Raw genomic sequence first — 18,230 nt, 5'->3', positions numbered from 1 at the left:
TGCATCCCCTCCTTACTCAATCGTTGCAACACGCAATACTTCTTCAGTAGTCGTGACACCATTTATAACTTTCAACAGACCATCTTGCAATAATGTATAGTAGCCTGCTGTTTTCATATAATCCCCAATTTCATATCCGCTTGCCCGATTTAAAATTAAATCCTTTAGCTCCCGATCAATCGGTAATAACTCATGAATAGCAAGTCGCCCTCTGTAACCGGTATTTCCGCAAGCAGAACAGCCTCGACCTTTTCGTACCTTTTCAACACTGAATTCATTATTTGCGAAGATTTCTTTTTCCCTGCTTGTAGGCTCAACTTCGGTACTACAATCTCTACAAATTTGACGTACAAGTCGCTGCGCTAAAATTCCCACAAGCGAAGAGGAGATCAAGAAAGGCTCGATGCCCATATCCTGCAACCGGGAAACCGATTCGATTGCACTATTTGTATGCAATGTGCTTAATACAAGGTGACCCGTGAGTGAGGCACGAATCGAAATCTGTGCTGTTTCTAAATCACGGATTTCCCCGATCATAATGATGTCCGGATCTTGACGTAAAATTGAACGTAAACCAGCTGCAAATGTTAGTCCAACTTCTTCTTTTACCTGAATTTGATTTACACCGTTTAGCTGATACTCGACCGGATCTTCAACTGTAATGATATTAACTTCCTCATCATTTAGATTAGAAAGTGCTGCATATAATGTAGAGGATTTACCCGAACCGGTTGGACCTGTTATTAGTACAATTCCGTTTGGTTGTTCAATCATCTTTTTAAACAATGCTTCATTTTTTTCAGTAAAACCTAATTGTGCAATATCTGTTGCAGCATTGCTTACATCCAAAATACGCATAACAATTTTTTCACCGTATACAGTCGGCAATGTAGAAAGTCGAATATCAATGCTTTTAAACTCGATATTAACTTTAATTCGACCATCTTGCGGGATTCGATTTTCTGTTATGTTCAGTCCGCCTATAATTTTCACACGCGCTGTCATCATATTCTGCATATGTTTCGGCAGAGATCGCTCTGTCCTTAATACACCATCGACACGGTAACGTACTTTAAATTCCGTTTCCTGTGGATCAAAGTGAATATCCGATGCACGTTGAGCTACTCCATTGGCAATAATCTGATTGACTAAACGAACAATTGGCGAATCTTCATCAGTAATCTCCTGCTGGACTTCTGTTGTATTTGCTGCCATTTCGGACAATGCTGCGTCCATCGAAGCCTGCAAATCATAGTATTTTGTGATTGTTCGGTATAAATCATCTTTTGCTGCAATACTAGTTTCGATTTGACAGCCTGTCGCCATCCGAACTTCTTCAATGGCAAAATAATCCATTGGGTCAGACATTGCGATTAATAGTTTGTTTCTATCGCGACGTACCGGCATAATATTGGCCCGCTTCGCCAATTCTCTCGGGACAAGCTGTAATAGTTCCGGATCAATCGCATATTTATTCAAGGTAATATGCGGTATGCCGAGTTGGAACTCCAATACTTCAATCAGCTGCTGTTCCGTGAGTACGTTTTCTTTTATTAAAAAGTCTCCTAGTTTTTCATCACGGCTTTTATTTTGTAGCGCATAATTCAGCTGCTGATCATTAATTACCCCAGCTTCTACCAATAAGTCTCCTAAACGTTTTCTCGCATTTGCCTTCATGCTGATTTCCTCCTGTTCTACGGAGTTATTAAATTTCCACCTTTATCGTAATAGCTGCCTGGTGGTAGATTATCTTCTGACCCATCTTGATTTTGTGATTCACTACTTGGTTCATTGGAATTTGTGTTTTGTGGATTACTAATTGGTGGATTCCCTCCATTACCAACTTCATCCGGGAAGCCGTCACCATCTAAATCGATTGAATCATTTGGTCGGTTATTCACATCAACCGCTGAACCTTGTATTTCTGGTTGCTGAGACGATTTAACAATGACACGGTTTACCGGTGGATAATAATCACGACTTACAAGCTGTTGCTCCCCAAATACTGTTCGATAAACCGAAACACGTAACCCTTCCCTACCTTCTTGTATCTGCTCCGTCTGACCTACTGCCAATTCCGAGGAATAGCGTGTAATGGTACGGGGTTGGATTTCCTCATCATTCGATACTGTCACAGATACTTCAGTTTCCTTTGCAGGCGTATATACTTCTGTTTGCAACTTTCCGTCATCAATCAAGAGTTTTAATACAGCCGGTTTAGTAAATGTATTAATAAACCTTAAATCCTCATTTGCTAAAGCATCTACCTTTGCCTCTAACCCAGCCTTTAAATAGGAAGGGCGTTCATTTTGAGAGTGACGTTCCAAAATTTCAGAATTAATATTAAGTGCAGCGTTATAAATATTTGATGCGACAAAATTAATTGCATCACGATTTGCTAGGTTAATTGTTTCTCCTAAGTTCTCCAACATTGAAAATGGCGCTTGTGGTTCGATTACAGTGTCCTGCAATGCAAGGACAAGCTCATCCATACCCATCGCACCTTGAGGCATAGTTTCCACCGATAGCGAAATACGATCTATTTCCAATATCGACATATCATTTACAACAGCTTCTACTTCATTCGTTTTTAAATATGAAGCATTCAACTGTACTTTTTCATAAGTTAACTCTGTATCCCATGCTGAAATATTACTAATCTCATTTTTAACGATTTCACTTGGTAGAATATTTAAAGGTAGATGAACTGCTGTCTCATCTGCCCAAAAGGCATACCATGGTTTGCGGTAATTATCTTCATAGCTTTTAACTGTACTTTCGATATCAAATTGGAAAGTGGAAGAACTGACTTCAATTGAAATGCCTTCACCTGTAATTTTCAAATTATTGCTATACCATTCATTCACAGCATTAGTCAGAGCCTTTTTTAGATCCTCACCTTTCAACTCATCTACTTCTACTCCACCAATTGTGGATCTTTGTGAGTTACTATCCACAGAGATAATAGGACTAGCTATAAATTTAGGCACCCATACCGATAGCAACAATATTATTAATGAAAATAGTATGATAGACTTAAAAAATACCTTCATATAATCACCTCAAGATTCCTATTATATTACGACTAATTAGTTCTAATATCTTTTTAATTTAAATAATAATATTTCTATTTCACATAAATGGGGAGGATATTAAATTTTTACATTGAAATTATTATATAAATTTACCATATTTAAACTTTATGTTATTATCTAACATAATACACGATAGATTACTTTAAGACTAGATTTTTTTTGTGATGTTATTTTTTGAAAAATAAATAATAAATATTACCCAATATATAGATAGATTCCACTTAAATCTATTCTCATTATTAGTTAATACAATTAAATATTCCATTTTTTTCAATCTAAATTACATCACAAACTAAATTTAATAGAATAATAGGAGTATATATCAGATTAATAATAATTAATTATATAGAACTCTTTAACCAATATATTGAACTATACCGTTGTTTTATTTCCCTATTAAACAATCCTTTTTAAGTGTGAAGGTAAGATGGAATTTTTATTTATAAGGGAGGATGCTTATGAACAGTAAACAACTTTTAGGTGGAAAGATGCGACATAAATTGATAAACAAAAAAGGATTTACCTTATTAGAGGTAGTAGCTTCACTTGCCATTATCTCTATCATTCTTTTAAGTTTTGCCCAGATATTTGTTCAATCCAATAGAGTAGCAAATTCGAATAATGAAAAACTAATCGTTACAAACCTAGCAGATGCCGTTCTGCAAAGAATGCAGAATACTGCTTTTTCAACTGCTAATTTTGGAGATGAATTACACCAATTAGGCAATTGTAACAACTCAAACTATTTGCAAAATATCTCAAGCGAAGATATTCCATTAAATAACAAAAATTATGTAGTAAAATATACGGCATGCCAAAATTCCAGTATCAAAAATGCTTTAAATAATGAAAAAAATTTAAATTTAGTGAAAATCACCGTAACTGTCAAAGAAAAAAACGGTAACACAACTGGTAAGACGGAAGGATATGTTGTACTTGAGTAAAATCATAAAAAATAATAAAGGTCTCACATTAGTTGAACTTTTAGCAGCCATTGTTCTCATAATTATCGTTTCAGCCTTTGTATTCCGCCTTCTCTACAGTGGTATAGATACAACAAATAAAATACGCACGGAATCCTTTCTGAGAGATGAAGCTGACATTATTATCAGTAGATTTATTAAAGAAATTTACAGTACAAAGCAGAGTCACATTATTGAAAATACTGGCTCCTATTTAGAAATAGCTAAAGATATTTCTAAATGTACAAAAGATGATGTAGGTAATTGGCTAAGAAATTCAAATTGTGAAATATATAAAGTAGGTTTTCTAAAAGAAGGGGATATCATGACCTTGGTCTTTAAAAATGGTATTTACAAGATTCAGAACAGTTCCATTCAGATTAACGATGATTCTTTTATTGATGGAAATCCTAAAGAAACAAGCTTATATAAGATTTCCCTTTCTCTTACTTATCAATACAACCCTAGTATTAAAGCATCCAGCAAACGAATGGATTTTATTAATCAAATACAAGCAATCCAAGATTAACTGGAGGGGATAAGCATGAAAACATATTTACAAAACGGTAAGGGTTATGCTCTACTACTAACACTAGCAGTATTAATTCTGTTTAGTATTTTGGGTCTAAGTCTTTTAACTCTCACAGCAAGTGGCGTAAAGAAAAACGAAATGAGACAATACCAAATCCAGTCACAGGACCTTGCCGATAAGGGCATTACATTTATTGTGAAAGAAACACAGAAACATTTGGAAACTGTTCTATCCAATGCGATTAAAGCCGGACAAAATGGTATTACAAAGGATGCCTTTAAAATTGCATTAGAAACAGCAATAGATAACAGAAAAATAAAATGCGAAAACAACAACGCACTGGAGATTACAGGAAATAATGGGAGCATATCGAAAGTATGCATAGAGAAAATTGATAGTGTATCTAGTGATGAAAAAGATAAATTTAAAAGAAAAGTTACCTACCGCAGTATTGGTATAGTTGGGGGGAAAGAATTTACTGTGCGACAAACGGTAATTTTAGGAACCGATGCGGTGCCTGATCAGCTACGCTATGCTGTTTCTACCAATAACGGAGGGGATTTATATTTCCACGGTGGTGTTGAAGTTCAGGGAGATATAAAATCAGATGGAGATATTTACATTAATAAAAATGCACATAGGGTTAATGTATTCCCTATTTGGGAAAAAAGCATTCCCCTAAAAATGATACCGGATAATAAAAGTGTATCTGCAAAAATAATTCTTAAAAATAATGAGAAAAATATTTATTATTATGAAAGAATATTGGGAAGTTATACTAGCTATTCTTCATTAGGTCGGAAAGAAACAATTAATATAGATGATAATAACAAAATGGAAAAAATCAAAAATATACTCTCTGAATCTAATAATATATCTTTTTTAACTAAGGACCTTACTAAAGATTCTATTGATATCCCAAGACAAATAAAGGAAATTTATAAAAAAATAAGGAAACCTAACTACCCTAAATTGGAGATTACATCAACATATCAACCAACAAGCACCCTTAATAAAAAAGATATTATTTTAGTATCGGAAGAAACCTGTAGCAACGGCGACTGTAAACTAAAGAGAACAAATTCCACAAATTTCTCAATAAATTCAAAAGGAAAGACTGTTAAATTACCTGGAAGCTATTATATTAATGGAAGTGTCAATATTACAAATACCCATTTGCTAAGTGATGCTATTTTATATGTTGATGGATCAGTTACAATTAGAGAAAGCACTTTAAATGGACTTACACCAGAAAGTACACTTATTATTTTTGCGACCGGTGATATAGATATTAGTAATATCTCTGAATATGAATCAACTCCTAGTATTATTAAAGGCTTTTTTTATACAAAGGAAGATATGACTATGTATGGAGTTGCTTCTAATATTCATATTACAGGGGGATTATCGGCAAAAAATTTATGGTTAACTGCTTTAAGAGGTTCAGTTGACAAAGATTTTTTTGATTCAGTAAAAGGAGAGAGTCCCGATATACAAAAAACCAAAAATTCCCGCCTTAAAATCATTTATGATGAAAATCTGATTTCTGAATACACATCTTTTCATAGAGATATAGGAGATGAATTCATTACATCTATTAATGAACCACAAGTATTGGACAGATATTAGGATATATTTTTATCCGTGAAAGCTGTAGAGGGAATTAATATCAAAAACATTTGGTAAACAGGTTAAATTAAAAAATCCCAAGGAAATCTCAAGTAAGTAAAAATTAAAAGTTAGATACGGTTATTTCATTAGGTTGATTGGATAAAATGAGTTCGGTATGGTAGTGACCCCTTAAAGTTAGAGTCTTTATTATGCAGCTAATTGGCTGGCATGAGTTCGGTATTTTACGAGGTCACTGAAAAACTTCATCTAGTTCCACTTTGCGAGGTATTCGACAATTCAATCGTCGAATACCTCGCCTTTTTAATTTATAATTAAGAGACTAAATGTAGGTGGTGTTCCCAATGATTTCAAACCAAGAGACTTTCAACTTAAGTCCATATATGGCCATTTATGATATTGTCGTGCCAAAAGACAATATGCTTCGTCAAATTAACGAACTAGTGGATTTCTCATTCATTTTAGAAGAATTGAAAACAAAATATTGTTTAGACAATGGAAGAAATGCGATTCCTCCTATTCGAATGTTTAAGTACTTATTGTTAAAAGCCATTTTTAATGTATCTGATGTAGACCTTGTCGAACGTTCAAAATATGACATGTTTTTCAAGTATTTTTTAGATATGGCGCCAGAAGATGACGTGATTGATTCAAGCTCACTTACAAAATTCCGCAGACTTCGTCTTCAAGACGTAGGTTTATTAGATATGCTGATTGGAAAAACAGTTGAAATCGCACTCGAAAAGAACATTATCAAAAGTAAAACAATCATTGTGGACGCAACACATACAAAAGCACGTTATAACCAAAAATCACCGAAAGAATTTTTACAAGAAAAATCAAGACATACCCGCAAAGCAGTGTATCAATTTGATAAGTCCATGAAAGAAGAATTTCCAAAGAAAAATACTTCTAACGATGTAAAAGATGAATTAACTTACTGCGAAAAATTGATTGCCATTATTGAAAACAAGCCACAAATCGCCAATCTACCAGCTGTAAAGGAAAAACTGAACGTGTTAAAAGAAGCTGTTGAAGATACTCAAGAACATCTAAATTATTCAACAGACACCGATGCACGAGTAGGACATAAAACAGCAGATAGTTCTTTCTTTGGTTATAAAACACATTTAGCAATTAGTGATGAACGTATTATTACAGCAGCAGTCGTTACAACAGGTGAAAAATCAGATGGACATTATCTACAAGAACTGATTGAAAAAAGTAAAGTAACAGGAATGGAAGTTGAAACAGTCATCGCTGACACGGCTTATTCAGGGAAAAACAATTTACTTTATACAAAAGAACAAAATATTCAACTGATTTCTAAGTTAAATCCAATCATTACTCAAAATGATCGAGCAAACGAAAAAGGATTTGACTTTAATAAAGATGCGGGTTTATTTGTATGTCCAGCAGGACATTTAGCAAATAGAAAAAGTAAAAAACCAGATTCACATCCAGGAGCAAGTGCAAGAATGGTTTATTTTTTTGATGTTAAAAAATGTAAGGTCTGTCCACTCCGAGAAGGATGTTTTAAAGAAGGTGCAAAACCTAAAACCTATTCTGTTGCCGTTAAATCCGAGGAACATTTAGAACAAAAAGCTTTTCAAGAAACAGAAGAATTTAAATGCTTAGCTCGAGAACGTTATAAAATCGAAGCAAAGAATAGTGAATTAAAAAATAAACACGGGTACGATCAAGCATCGGCTGCGGGTTTATTTGGTATGCAAATTCAGGGAGCAACGACGATATTCGCTGTCAATTTAAAAAGAATCTTGAAGCTTCTGAATAGAGAAGGGTAATAAATAGGTAAAAAAATAGGGTGTTTCCTGTTCGAAATTGAACAAGAAGCGCCCTATTTTTCTCTAAAACGAGTATATCTAAAAAAAAAGTAAGTTTTTCAGTGACCTCGTATTTTACCGGACTCATGCCGGTCAGTTTTTGTTTAATTCGATCGTTATTATAGTAATGGATATACTGCTCGTTTTTCTTTTCTAACGATTCGTAAGAAATTAATACTTCTCCATAATACATTTCCTGCTTGAGTAAGCCAAAGAAGTTCTCCATAACCGCATTGTCAGCACACGTTGCTTTGCAAGACATGCTTTGGAAAATTCTGTTCTGCTTTAACGTTTTTACCCAGTCCTTCTTCTTTAAGGGCGAAGGCGATAGCTGCTTGTGCTTTTCGAGAAAAGCTTCCGGATTCTCTCGAAAAGCCTTCAACTTTTTTAAATAGGCAACCTCTAGACGAAGTAGTTCATTTTCGTGTTCTAACTGCTCCTCACGTGACATTGTTTTTCTTGTTTCTTCTCTGTTGTTTTTAGTTTCTTAGACATAGATGGGCGCCACCTTGCTTTTTCAAGCAGGCCATCCATCCCTTCTTTTAAGAATTTACTCTTCCAACTAGCGATTAAACCTGGATGATTCATGTTAAATCGTATCGCTGTCTCTAGATAAGAAGCACCTGTTTGTTTCATAAAGTTTAATATATCTAATTTGAATTGAACAGGATATTCTTTGTGCTTTCGCTTCCTTTGTAAACCTTCTTCTCCAAAAGCTTTATAAGCTCTAACCCAATATCTAATCGGTGTTGGAGATGGAATGCCATATTTTTTCGCTAATAAAATGTATCCCATTTTTCCTTTTAAATACTCTTGAACAATCTTTAATTTAAAACCTTGGCTATATTTTTTCATATAAAAACACCCCAAAAGTTAGATTTTTACTCTAACTTTTGGGGTGCAGGACCTACACTACTGGAATCATTCTTTATTTTACTTTCGTTTGTTTGGTGTTGATGTATCGCTCTAATTCCAATTTAAATGTATTACACTGTAAGATTGAGGACGAGACACATTTACGAATTATCGCCCACCTCAACTAAATTAATAGTCAAAGTAGATGACAACGTTCTAATTCTAAAGAGAATGTGGGATACTCATTAGAACCTTCTATTTAATTTTCCACCACATGCATCGGATCTCTCCGCTTCGGTCCAATCATATTAAACAAAACATTCAAACCAATCGCCGTAATCGAACCTGCAACAATCCCATTAGACGTCAAAATCGACATCCATGAAGGAAGGTTCTCAAAAATACCTGGCACCGTTGCAACACCAATCCCTAAGCCAACACCAAGTGCTGCGACCATTGCGTTTTCCATTGATTTTTGGATTTCCGGTGCCAACATTTTCACACCTTGTGTAATAACCATTCCGAACATCGCTAACATCGCTGCACCTAGTACTGGTGTTGGGATGATTGTTGTTAATGCTGCTAATTTTGGCAGGAATCCAAGTGCGACTAACATACCTCCTGTAATGAAGATTACTTTGCGGTCGCGTACGCCTGACATTTGGATTAGTCCTACGTTTTGAGAGAATGTTGTGTACGGGAAGGCGTTGAAAATACCACCGATAATCGATGCTAGTCCTTCTGCACGGTACCCTTTTGATAAATCTTTTGAAGTTAAATCTTTTTTAGTAATATCACTTAAAGCATAGTACACACCTGTTGATTCTACTAATGACACCATTGCTACTAATGTCATTGTTAAAATGGCAGAAGCGTTGAATGTCGGTGCTGCTAAGTAAAATGGCTGCATAATGTGTAACCACGAAGCATCGGCTACTGGTGCGAAATCGACTTTGCCCATGAAAATACCGATAATTGTTCCTGTCACCATACCTAGTAAAATCGCAATGGCACGAACGAAGCCAACTGTGAACCTATAAATCACTAAAATAATTAGTAACGTAATAAATGCTAAGGCTACGTTTGAACCTGAGGCGAAATCTGCAGCGTCTTGACCACCAGCCATATTATTGATTGCTACCGGGATTAAGCTAATTCCGATAATCGTTACGACCGATCCTGTTACAACGGGCGGGAAAAATGGAATTAATTTACCGAAAAGACCACCAATTAATACGATGATAAGTCCTGAGGCGATAATCGCTCCGTATACATCCCCTAGTCCACCGCCAGAACCAATTGCGATAATTGGACTTACTGCTGTAAATGTACATCCGAGTACAACAGGTAATCCAATTCCGACAACCTTCCCTTTCCAAACTTGCAGAAGTGTTGCCACACCACACATGAAAATATCGATTGCTACTAAATACGTCATTTGCGCCGAACTAAAACCTAATGCCCCACCGATAATTAACGGTACTAAAATTGCTCCTGCATACATTGCTAGCAAATGCTGAATACCAAGCATCGTTGCTTTTGTGTTATTCATAAAAAGTTTTCCTCCAATTATAGATGCACTCTTAATATGTTAATTACATGATTTGAACTGTATTGTTTTAATGCTTAATCGTAGAATTCTACTTTGCCATTTGCCAGCGACTTAATATTTGCCAAAGATTCAATGCGTAATCCTTGTTCACGTAATGCTTTCCCACCCTGTTGGAAGCCTTTTTCTATTACAATGCCCGCACCAATAATTGTAGCTCCTGCCTGATTTACAATATCAATTAACCCTTTTAGCGCTTCGCCATTTGCTAAAAAATCGTCAATAATAACGACATTGTCATCAGCTGTGATGAACTTCTGCGATACCGAGATTTCGTTTGTCTCGTTTTTTGTAAAAGAATGCACTTTTGACGTATACAAATTATCCGTTAACGTAAGTGATTTGCGTTTACGTGCAAATACAACCGGCGCACCAAGCGTTAATCCTAAAAATGTTGCCGGAGCAATTCCTGATGATTCAATTGTTAATACTTTCGTGATTATTTGGTCAGAATAACGTTTTGCAAATTCCTCACCAATTTCCTTCATTAAAAACGGGTCGATTTGGTGGTTTAAAAATGAATCTACTTTTAGTACCACGTCCGAAAGAACTTCGCCCTCTTTTTCAATTTTTTCTTTTAATAGTTTCATTATTAAAATCCCCCTCTATTTTTTTAGATAAAAAAAATCGGAAGACCTGCTCCCTACAATGAGTGGAGCAAGACTTCCGAATACAGTTCAAAAGTAATAACAAATGGGGTGCACAAATAAATATTGGACGGGCTCATTCGTTAAGCATGCTTCACTCATAGTCGATTCATTTAAGGTAAATCGGTAGAAACTTGCAAGCCTTATCCTTGCGATTATATGAGTAAAGTTATTAAGTTTAATATTGAATGTCCCAATTATAATCATGTAAATCTTTTATTGCAATAATCTTTAAAAAATAAAACTATTCATATTTTTCGGAAATTTAAACAAAAAAGCCGTTTTTCTATAGAGAATGTTCGGCTTTAGGCATTTACCAATATATTCTTGGCTAAATTTCCTTTGAATCGTTCGAAATTTTTGCCCTCAGCTCCGAAAGAACCCATACTCCGCGCAACAAAAATGTAGGCCTTCTTTCCATTTCCATAATCCATCTCAGCAAACGGACCCGTTTCCTCCAAAACTTGCACTTTTAACTCATTCGCATTGTAAATAGCGAGATTATCTGCGTATAAAGTTTTAAATTGATTGAATGCAGCTGTCCCTTGCAAAATAATGATTTCCGGCTGAAACTCTTCCAAAACTTCTTTGAAAATTGTTTTACCTCGTTCAAAATTTGCGGCACCTTCTTTTTTCGCACTTTTTGCATGGTCCGCCGAATCTAGTTGATACGTATTTAATGAAGTATAAAGAAGCGACTCATTGTACTGCTTTTTCAGCCATGCTTCAAACTGTAAAGACCCTTTAAATTCACGGGGGGCTCCCTTTATTTCACTAAAATAAAGCTCCTGAAACAAGTCTCTATTCACTAATGACTCTGCAAAAATCTGCTCACTTCTATCTTCTACTTTAAAAAAGGGTACTGCGTTTGTGCTGATTAGAAAAATTCTTGATTTGTATGGATTTCCATTTGTTAAAAACGGGCGAAACGCTACAGTTTTCCCATCTTCACCCATTATCCATTGATGTATTTTTTTATATAAACCTGCTGAAATAGGCATTCCTAACACTTCCTTATAAGTCTATTCTATTTTTGATAAGATCAAGTACCATAGATAGAGATTTTCATTTCTTCTATAATACCATTCCTTTCTTTTAAAGTATAAAAGTTATGCTGAAGGGCACTCGAAATTATATTCGCCGCTTAGTTTGTTTTAATAGACACTCTTTAAGACTTATTCGTCACAGCGTTCTTAAATGTAAATCTTCTGAAGTGGCTGGGAATGTTAATCGACACTTTATCTGCGTTAATAGACATTCAATTATATATATTCGCCACCTTCATGGACATTTTAGACACCTGACTTCACTTATTAGCCACTCTCCCTTACATATTCGCCACTTTGCACAACTTAATATCCACGTTCAAAACTATATAAACAGCACAAGCCCCATTCACTCCACAAAAAAACGCAATGAAAGCTGACGCTAACATTACGTTTTAATTACTATTTATTTGATAAATCACATTCCATTAAAGGAACCATCTTTGTTTTATGTTTAACTTTATAGAAAATCCATAATGATGCAAATAATGGCAAGCCGATGTAGGAAACAACTACTCCGTACCAGTCAATTGTCCCACCCATAAAGGCCATATAGTTTTGACCTAACACGACAATCATACATAGTGCGAAGGCAAACAGTGGACCGAATGGGAAGAATCTTGATACATAAGGTAAATCGCTCAATGACTTTCCTTGTGCGACATAAGCGCGACGGAAGCGGTAATGACTGATTGCAATACCGAGCCAAGCAATAAAGCCGGACATACCTGAAGCATTTAGTAACCAAATATATACGACACCATCGCCAAAGAAAGAAGCTAAAAATGCTAGTGAACCTACTGCTAATGTAGCAAGCAAGGCATACATCGGAATGCCGCGCGTCGTTACTTTCATGAACAGTTTCGGTGCTTTTCCGTCTACTGCTAATTGATAAAGCATACGACTTGCTGCATAAAGACCTGAGTTCCCTGCAGAAAGCATTGCTGTTAAAATAATCGCATTCATAACAGAGGCTGCAAACGCGACACCTAGGTTTTCAAATACTAATGTAAATGGACTTGTCGCAATGTCTTCTGATAAAAGGCGTGAATCGGTATACGGAATAAGTAACCCAATTGCGCCGATCGCGAAAATGTAAAACAGTAATATACGCCAGAATACTGAACGTACAGCTTTTGGAATATTTTTAGCTGGATCATCTGTTTCCCCTGCCGTTACCCCTAGCATTTCCGTACCTTGGAATGAGAATCCAGCTGCAAGGAAAATACCGAATAGAGCTAGGAAACCGCCATTAAACGGGGCATCTCCCGCAAAGAAATTCGTGAAGCCGACCGGATCATTCCCGCCTAATATGCCGAAAATCATTAAAAAGCTGACAATAATAAATACAATTACCGTTGCGACTTTGATCATCGCAAACCAGTATTCTGCTTCACCAAAAGCTTTTACCGATGCTAAGTTAAATGATAAAACGACTACGATAAATAAAATTGTCCATACAATCGATGAACTGTCCGGGAACCAGTATTTCATAATTAATGACACAGCCGCAATTTCCGCTGCAATCGTAATTGCCCAGTTGTACCAATAGTTCCAACCAAGCGCAAACCCTAATGCCGGGTCTACAAATTTCGTTGCATACGTACTAAACGAACCAGATGTCGGCATATAAGCAGCCATTTCACCTAATGATGTCATTAGGAAATACACCATAACCCCGATTAATGCATATGCGAGCAATGCCCCACCAGGACCTGCCTGTGCGATGGCCCCACCTGATGCTAAAAATAGGCCTGTACCAATTGTTCCGCCTAACGAGATCATCGTAACATGGCGGCTTTTTAATCCTCTTTTTAACTCGTTTTTATTACCGAGCTGATCTATTTTAATTTCACTCACGATTATAAAACTCCCTTTTTGTTTTGTTTGGCGAAGTGTAAAAATAAAACCACCACAAGTTTTTGTGATGGTTATAATTACACCTCATCAAACTTGAAAGATAGCTCAACACATGCTTACACATGTGACAGTTCTGTTCCTTATCGGAGACAGCCCCAGCGTTATATTTAAGAAGAAAAATAACACTTCGGCAATCATTCCTTTCATAAAGCTTCACAGATTCTTCTCAATCTCCGCTATACTAATCATAATGATTGCGACCTCTACCCCATACATTTACATGAGGTAATATATTTAATTGAAATAATGATTATTAGTCTAACATAATATTTTTTTGATAGCAATGCGTTGATATTTTTCAGTTTTTTAAGATTATTCTTACTATTTATTTGGCGCTGTTGCAGGGAAAGGAGCCTCATTAATGAATGAACAAAAAATAGACCAAAACAGCAAAAAAATACTATCGAATAAACCGAGGGCACTGAAAAACCTTCGTTTTTTAGAACGGTTTCGTTTTTCAACATAAAAGAGGCATTTTTCATTCGATTTTGAATGGAAAATGCCTCTTTTCTTCGTCTCTATTTATTCCTTTTCGCTCATTAGCTTCAGTATTCGTTTTAGATTGACCACAAAGATGGTTGTGGCTCCTTGAACTTCCATGCCAAATAACCCCGCCGATTTTGCTGTTTTAAAGCCGTGGGGATTCTTTAATTCATTATTTTTTGCTTCAATTTTATACCGATTTTTAGCGAGTGCTTTAAATTCCTCTGTTTCTTGGAACGCTGCTTGTTCTTGATGGGTAGTCGATTGAATTGTGACGCTATATGTTTTACTTTTTGCACCTTCAGTATAACAGCCCTCTCGCATCGGACAAACTTTACATTTCTCAATATCGAAATAAAACGTTAAACTTTGATTCACGCTTTTCTTACCTGTCCGTCTTCTGTTCGATGCCATGTGCCCTGCTGGACAAACAAACATCCCTGCATCTTTATTGAAATCAAATTCAACTTTTCGCTGTCCACGACCATTAGTAATAAGGGGATGTAGCTTCGAAACTAACTGAAGTTTTTCTGATTTCATATACGCTAAATTATCTTTTCCTGAATAAGCTGTATCTCCAATAACCGTTTCAATTTCCATACCTGTTTCTCGACTTTTCTCGACTAATTCTTGAAGATAATGACCATCGCTTTTTTCACCTGTCGTCACAACCGCTGCTGTAATAATTCGTTCATCGCTCATCGCAATATGTGTTTTATAACCAAAGAAAGACGTATCTGCTGACTTATGACCAAGGCGTGCATCCGGATCATTTGAATAGCTTAGATGGGCTTCATAATCATCAATCACTTCTTTTAAAACATTTAATTTTTCTTTCACCGCCGGGATTTGTGCAATCTTTGACTGCGTTTCCACTACTTCAACTACTTGACGACAGTAATCTAATTCTTCTGTGACCTCATTTGACGTAGGCTTCTCAGGGAATTTTCCAACCATGTTTTCGTCGAGTTGATACACGGCTTTTCTCACATTTTTCGACTTTTCTTGTAAAAATTCTTTTGGCGATTTTTGATTATAACGAGCTTTTGTATGAGTTGCGTCAACGATAACCATTTTACTGAGTAGAAGTCCTTTTTCTAAGGCAATTTCAACGGTTTTCTGAATCAGTAAATCTAATAGATTCATATCTTGAAGACGAAGTCGACGGAATTTTGTCAGCGAACTTGAATCAATGACATCTTCTTCTGGGGTCATGTCTAAAAAATATTTAAAGGACATGTCGTATTTCGAACGCTCGACAAGGTCGGCATCCGACAGGTCGTGAATCGCTTTTAAGAGTAAATATTTAAACATGCGAATCGGTGGAATTGCGTTACGGCCATTATCTAAACAGTATTTTGACTGAAGTTCTTCTACGATAAATGAAAAATCCACGAGTTCATTGATTTGTCGAAGCATATTGTCTTTTGGAATGATTAAATCGTACAACGCCATATAAGGACTTAAATTCAATGTTTCTTGTTTAGAAATCATGGTCGCACCACCTTTTATTAGTCCTTCAATTATACAGGAAATTTGGGAGATTATACGAGGGGAAAACCCTTTTAGTGACGAGAGTAGTACCAGTTGATTGGAATGGAGGCGGCGACTTCTGCGGGAACAGCACGTGCGGAAGCACCCGGACTGAGCGAAGCGAGGGAGAAGGCTGGAGCCGTGCCCGCGAAACGCGTCCGCCGGAATGGAAATCAACGGCATCGAAGAAAAAGAGAGTACAGGAACGAATTTTCGTTCCTGTACTCTCTAACTTGTGGCTAAAGGACTTTTTCAGTGCCCTCGAATAAACCACTTCTCTTTTTTATGGTTGCTGTATTCCTATTCGCTACTACTTTACGTACACCAATCACTGTAGTAGGCCCGATTATTTCCTTTATCCGGGATGGCCTCGGCATTTCAAACGTGCTTGCAGGATTTTTAACAACTATTCCGTTAGTCGCGTTTGCTATTGTTTCGCCATTTGCACCGCGCATTGCACGTAAATGGGGAATGGAATGGACTTTATTTTATTCAGTTTTTTTACTTTGTACCGGAATATTACTACGTTCTGTAGGTGAAACAGTACTTCTGATTGGAGGAACAATTCTTATAGGGATTGCCATCGCTTTTGGAAATGTTCTTATTCCGAGCTATTTCAAATGGAAATTCCCCCTGCATATCGGCCTGTTAACCGGGGTGTATTCCGTATCGATGAATATTTCCTCCGGATTTGCTGCTGGTTTTAGTTTTCCGATTGCCACAAATGCAGGCTGGCAAATAGCATTAGGCTTTTCGATTGTTTTAGGTGTTCTGACATTAATTATATGGATACCGATTTTGCGAACACCTAAAGTGGACTTGCAAATGTCGACCTCACAGACAATGAAAACGCAAATGTGGAAATCACCACTCGCCTGGGCAGTTGCAGGCGCAATGGGCTTCCAGTCATTTTTATTCTACTGCTCCTCTGCATGGCTGCCCGAAATTTTTGTTAGTCAAGGTTTGGATGCTACCGCTGCTGGTTGGATGGTGTCTGTTATGCAATTTGCACAAATTCCAATGACGTTTGTTATTCCAATTATTGCAGGGAAGCTCATTTCACAGCGTCCGATCGTCATTTTCTTTACGATTTGCTATTTAATTGGCTTTACGGGAGTGTGGATGGAATGGACAAGCCTCGCGATTTTATGGATGATCTTTTTAGGTTTTGCAGGCGGCGCTTCATTCGGTTTAGTATTAATGCTGTTTTCACTGCGTACAGAAACTGCATACGATGCAGCGGAGCTCTCCGGATTTGCGCAATCAATCGGCTATTTAGTTGCAGCAGTCGGACCTGTTCTATTCGGTTATGTACATGATTTGACGAATAGTTGGTCCATGCCGCTTCTGTTATTTATTTTAATTTCAGTTTTGCTATTTTTTGCTTCATTTATAAGCGCAAAGAATCAAACAGTCTAACCAAACATACGTACCCTTTTATGCTATAATAAAAGTGAGTAAATAAAAGGAGTACTGAACTATTGCGTAAAAAACGAAAACGAAATAAAAAACGGTTGCCGATTATACCGTTATTTTTCATTGTATTAGCTGCTGCAGTTGGTTTTAATGTAACGAAAACTTTAGAAGGTATGGGTATAGGAATTATCACTTATTTTGTACTCTATATTGGTTTTATAATTTGGCTGAAAACACGAAAAATAAGAAAGTTACGGAAGTCCGGTATTCGGGAAGTCGACCAAATGAGCGGTGAAGATTTTGAAAAGTTTTTAGGTGAACTATTTAAACGCCGCGGCTTTAAAGTGCGCTATACCGCAACGAGTGGTGATTACGGGGCGGATCTCATTTTGAAGGATGGGAAAGACATCATTGCTGTGCAGGCAAAACGCTATTCCAGTACGGTCGGCGTAAAGGCTGTCCAGGAGATTATCGGTGCGGTGAAAATGTATGAGGCAACAGAAGCATGGGTTGTAACGAATAGCCATTTTACCCGGCAGGCCGAAAAACTTGCAGATATTAATGATGTTTATTTAATCGATCGTGATGAATTAATTCAAATCATCTTAAATAAAAGATAAAAGGGTTGTGTTCAGAGTTAATTTGATTTTGAACATAAC

Annotated in this window: 15 protein-coding genes and 2 riboswitches; of the genes, 6 read left to right on the top strand and 9 right to left on the bottom strand. The window is 36.5% G+C overall.

The window, feature by feature from the left end:
• Positions 1 to 12: 12 nt before the first annotated feature.
• On the bottom strand, positions 13 to 1,677 hold the full coding sequence (locus tag NYE67_RS01375; protein ID WP_340728930.1) for a GspE/PulE family protein: 1,665 nt from the start codon (positions 1,675 to 1,677) through the stop codon (positions 13 to 15).
• Between the two features lie 17 nt (positions 1,678 to 1,694).
• The gene (locus NYE67_RS01370) at positions 1,695 to 2,957 is read right to left on the bottom strand and encodes a VanW family protein (protein WP_340728929.1); all 1,263 of its coding nucleotides are present in this window, start codon (positions 2,955 to 2,957) and stop codon (positions 1,695 to 1,697) included.
• 596 nt (positions 2,958 to 3,553) lie between these two features.
• On the opposite strand from NYE67_RS01370, the gene NYE67_RS01365 reads away from it, so the two are divergent.
• From NYE67_RS01365 to NYE67_RS01350, 4 genes are all read left to right on the top strand, one after another.
• The gene (locus NYE67_RS01365) at positions 3,554 to 4,039 is read left to right on the top strand and encodes a prepilin-type N-terminal cleavage/methylation domain-containing protein (RefSeq protein WP_340728928.1); all 486 of its coding nucleotides are present in this window, start codon (positions 3,554 to 3,556) and stop codon (positions 4,037 to 4,039) included.
• Complete coding sequence (locus tag NYE67_RS01360; RefSeq protein WP_340728927.1) at positions 4,032 to 4,586, top strand: PulJ/GspJ family protein; 555 nt, start codon at positions 4,032 to 4,034, stop codon at positions 4,584 to 4,586. Before NYE67_RS01365 ends, NYE67_RS01360 begins: the two co-directional genes overlap by 8 nt.
• 15 nt (positions 4,587 to 4,601) lie before the next feature.
• Positions 4,602 to 6,218, top strand: coding sequence for a hypothetical protein (locus tag NYE67_RS01355; protein WP_340728926.1), 1,617 nt, complete (start codon positions 4,602 to 4,604; stop codon positions 6,216 to 6,218).
• A 344-nt stretch (positions 6,219 to 6,562) separates the two neighbouring features.
• On the top strand, positions 6,563 to 8,023 hold the full coding sequence (locus NYE67_RS01350; protein ID WP_340728925.1) for an IS1182 family transposase: 1,461 nt from the start codon (positions 6,563 to 6,565) through the stop codon (positions 8,021 to 8,023).
• Here NYE67_RS01350 and NYE67_RS01345 read toward each other — a convergent pair.
• The 7 genes from NYE67_RS01345 to NYE67_RS01315 form a co-directional block, all read right to left on the bottom strand.
• The gene (locus tag NYE67_RS01345) at positions 7,980 to 8,513 is read right to left on the bottom strand and encodes an IS3 family transposase (protein ID WP_340728924.1); all 534 of its coding nucleotides are present in this window, start codon (positions 8,511 to 8,513) and stop codon (positions 7,980 to 7,982) included. The two genes, NYE67_RS01350 and NYE67_RS01345, sit on opposite strands and share 44 nt — an antisense overlap.
• Positions 8,492 to 8,917: a transposase gene (locus NYE67_RS01340; protein WP_340728923.1), complete on the bottom strand. Its 426-nt coding sequence runs from the start codon at positions 8,915 to 8,917 to the stop codon at positions 8,492 to 8,494. The genes NYE67_RS01345 and NYE67_RS01340 overlap by 22 nt, the downstream gene beginning before the upstream one ends.
• Positions 8,918 to 9,176: 259 nt before the next feature.
• Positions 9,177 to 10,469 (bottom strand): nucleobase:cation symporter-2 family protein, encoded by a 1,293-nt coding sequence (locus NYE67_RS01335; protein ID WP_340728922.1) that lies wholly within the window; start codon positions 10,467 to 10,469, stop codon positions 9,177 to 9,179.
• A gap of 74 nt (positions 10,470 to 10,543) precedes the next feature.
• Positions 10,544 to 11,116, bottom strand: coding sequence for a xanthine phosphoribosyltransferase (locus NYE67_RS01330; RefSeq protein WP_340728920.1), 573 nt, complete (start codon positions 11,114 to 11,116; stop codon positions 10,544 to 10,546).
• Between the two features lie 138 nt (positions 11,117 to 11,254).
• Positions 11,255 to 11,356, bottom strand: a riboswitch (purine riboswitch).
• 122 nt (positions 11,357 to 11,478) lie between these two features.
• Positions 11,479 to 12,174, bottom strand: coding sequence for an RNA 2'-phosphotransferase (locus tag NYE67_RS01325; RefSeq protein ID WP_340728919.1), 696 nt, complete (start codon positions 12,172 to 12,174; stop codon positions 11,479 to 11,481).
• A 447-nt stretch (positions 12,175 to 12,621) separates the two neighbouring features.
• Positions 12,622 to 14,079: an amino acid permease gene (locus NYE67_RS01320; RefSeq protein ID WP_340728918.1), complete on the bottom strand. Its 1,458-nt coding sequence runs from the start codon at positions 14,077 to 14,079 to the stop codon at positions 12,622 to 12,624.
• Between the two features lie 93 nt (positions 14,080 to 14,172).
• Positions 14,173 to 14,353, bottom strand: a riboswitch (Lysine riboswitch).
• A 308-nt stretch (positions 14,354 to 14,661) separates the two neighbouring features.
• On the bottom strand, positions 14,662 to 16,116 hold the full coding sequence (locus tag NYE67_RS01315; RefSeq protein ID WP_340728917.1) for an IS1182 family transposase: 1,455 nt from the start codon (positions 16,114 to 16,116) through the stop codon (positions 14,662 to 14,664).
• Between the two features lie 324 nt (positions 16,117 to 16,440).
• Between NYE67_RS01315 and NYE67_RS01310 the strand changes: the two genes are divergently transcribed.
• Together NYE67_RS01310 and NYE67_RS01305 are read left to right on the top strand one after the other, a co-directional pair.
• Positions 16,441 to 17,574, top strand: a complete 1,134-nt coding sequence (locus NYE67_RS01310; protein ID WP_340728916.1) for a CynX/NimT family MFS transporter — start codon at positions 16,441 to 16,443, stop codon at positions 17,572 to 17,574.
• A 62-nt stretch (positions 17,575 to 17,636) separates the two neighbouring features.
• Positions 17,637 to 18,191 (top strand): restriction endonuclease, encoded by a 555-nt coding sequence (locus NYE67_RS01305; RefSeq protein WP_191701316.1) that lies wholly within the window; start codon positions 17,637 to 17,639, stop codon positions 18,189 to 18,191.
• Positions 18,192 to 18,230: the final 39 nt, after the last annotated feature.

This window comes from Solibacillus sp. FSL W8-0474, from assembly GCF_038004065.1.
In the GTDB taxonomy this organism is placed as follows: domain Bacteria; phylum Bacillota; class Bacilli; order Bacillales_A; family Planococcaceae; genus Solibacillus; species Solibacillus faecavium.
Note: the sequence above shows the minus strand (reverse complement) of the source record. Positions and strands in the feature narration are given on the sequence as shown.

Excerpts from the sequence above, each read along its gene's own strand:
- NYE67_RS01315 (WP_340728917.1), bottom strand. The coding sequence starts at position 16,116 with ATGATTTCTAAACAAGAAACATTGAATTTAAGTCCTTATATGGCGTTG.
- NYE67_RS01350 (WP_340728925.1), top strand. The coding sequence starts at position 6,563 with ATGATTTCAAACCAAGAGACTTTCAACTTAAGTCCATATATGGCCATT.
- NYE67_RS01340 (WP_340728923.1), bottom strand. The coding sequence starts at position 8,917 with ATGAAAAAATATAGCCAAGGTTTTAAATTAAAGATTGTTCAAGAGTAT.
- NYE67_RS01310 (WP_340728916.1), top strand. The coding sequence starts at position 16,441 with ATGGTTGCTGTATTCCTATTCGCTACTACTTTACGTACACCAATCACT.
- NYE67_RS01365 (WP_340728928.1), top strand. The coding sequence starts at position 3,554 with ATGAACAGTAAACAACTTTTAGGTGGAAAGATGCGACATAAATTGATA.
- NYE67_RS01375 (WP_340728930.1), bottom strand. The coding sequence starts at position 1,677 with ATGAAGGCAAATGCGAGAAAACGTTTAGGAGACTTATTGGTAGAAGCT.
- NYE67_RS01325 (WP_340728919.1), bottom strand. The coding sequence starts at position 12,174 with ATGCCTATTTCAGCAGGTTTATATAAAAAAATACATCAATGGATAATG.
- NYE67_RS01335 (WP_340728922.1), bottom strand. The coding sequence starts at position 10,469 with ATGAATAACACAAAAGCAACGATGCTTGGTATTCAGCATTTGCTAGCA.
- NYE67_RS01355 (WP_340728926.1), top strand. The coding sequence starts at position 4,602 with ATGAAAACATATTTACAAAACGGTAAGGGTTATGCTCTACTACTAACA.
- NYE67_RS01345 (WP_340728924.1), bottom strand. The coding sequence starts at position 8,513 with ATGTCACGTGAGGAGCAGTTAGAACACGAAAATGAACTACTTCGTCTA.
- NYE67_RS01330 (WP_340728920.1), bottom strand. The coding sequence starts at position 11,116 with ATGAAACTATTAAAAGAAAAAATTGAAAAAGAGGGCGAAGTTCTTTCG.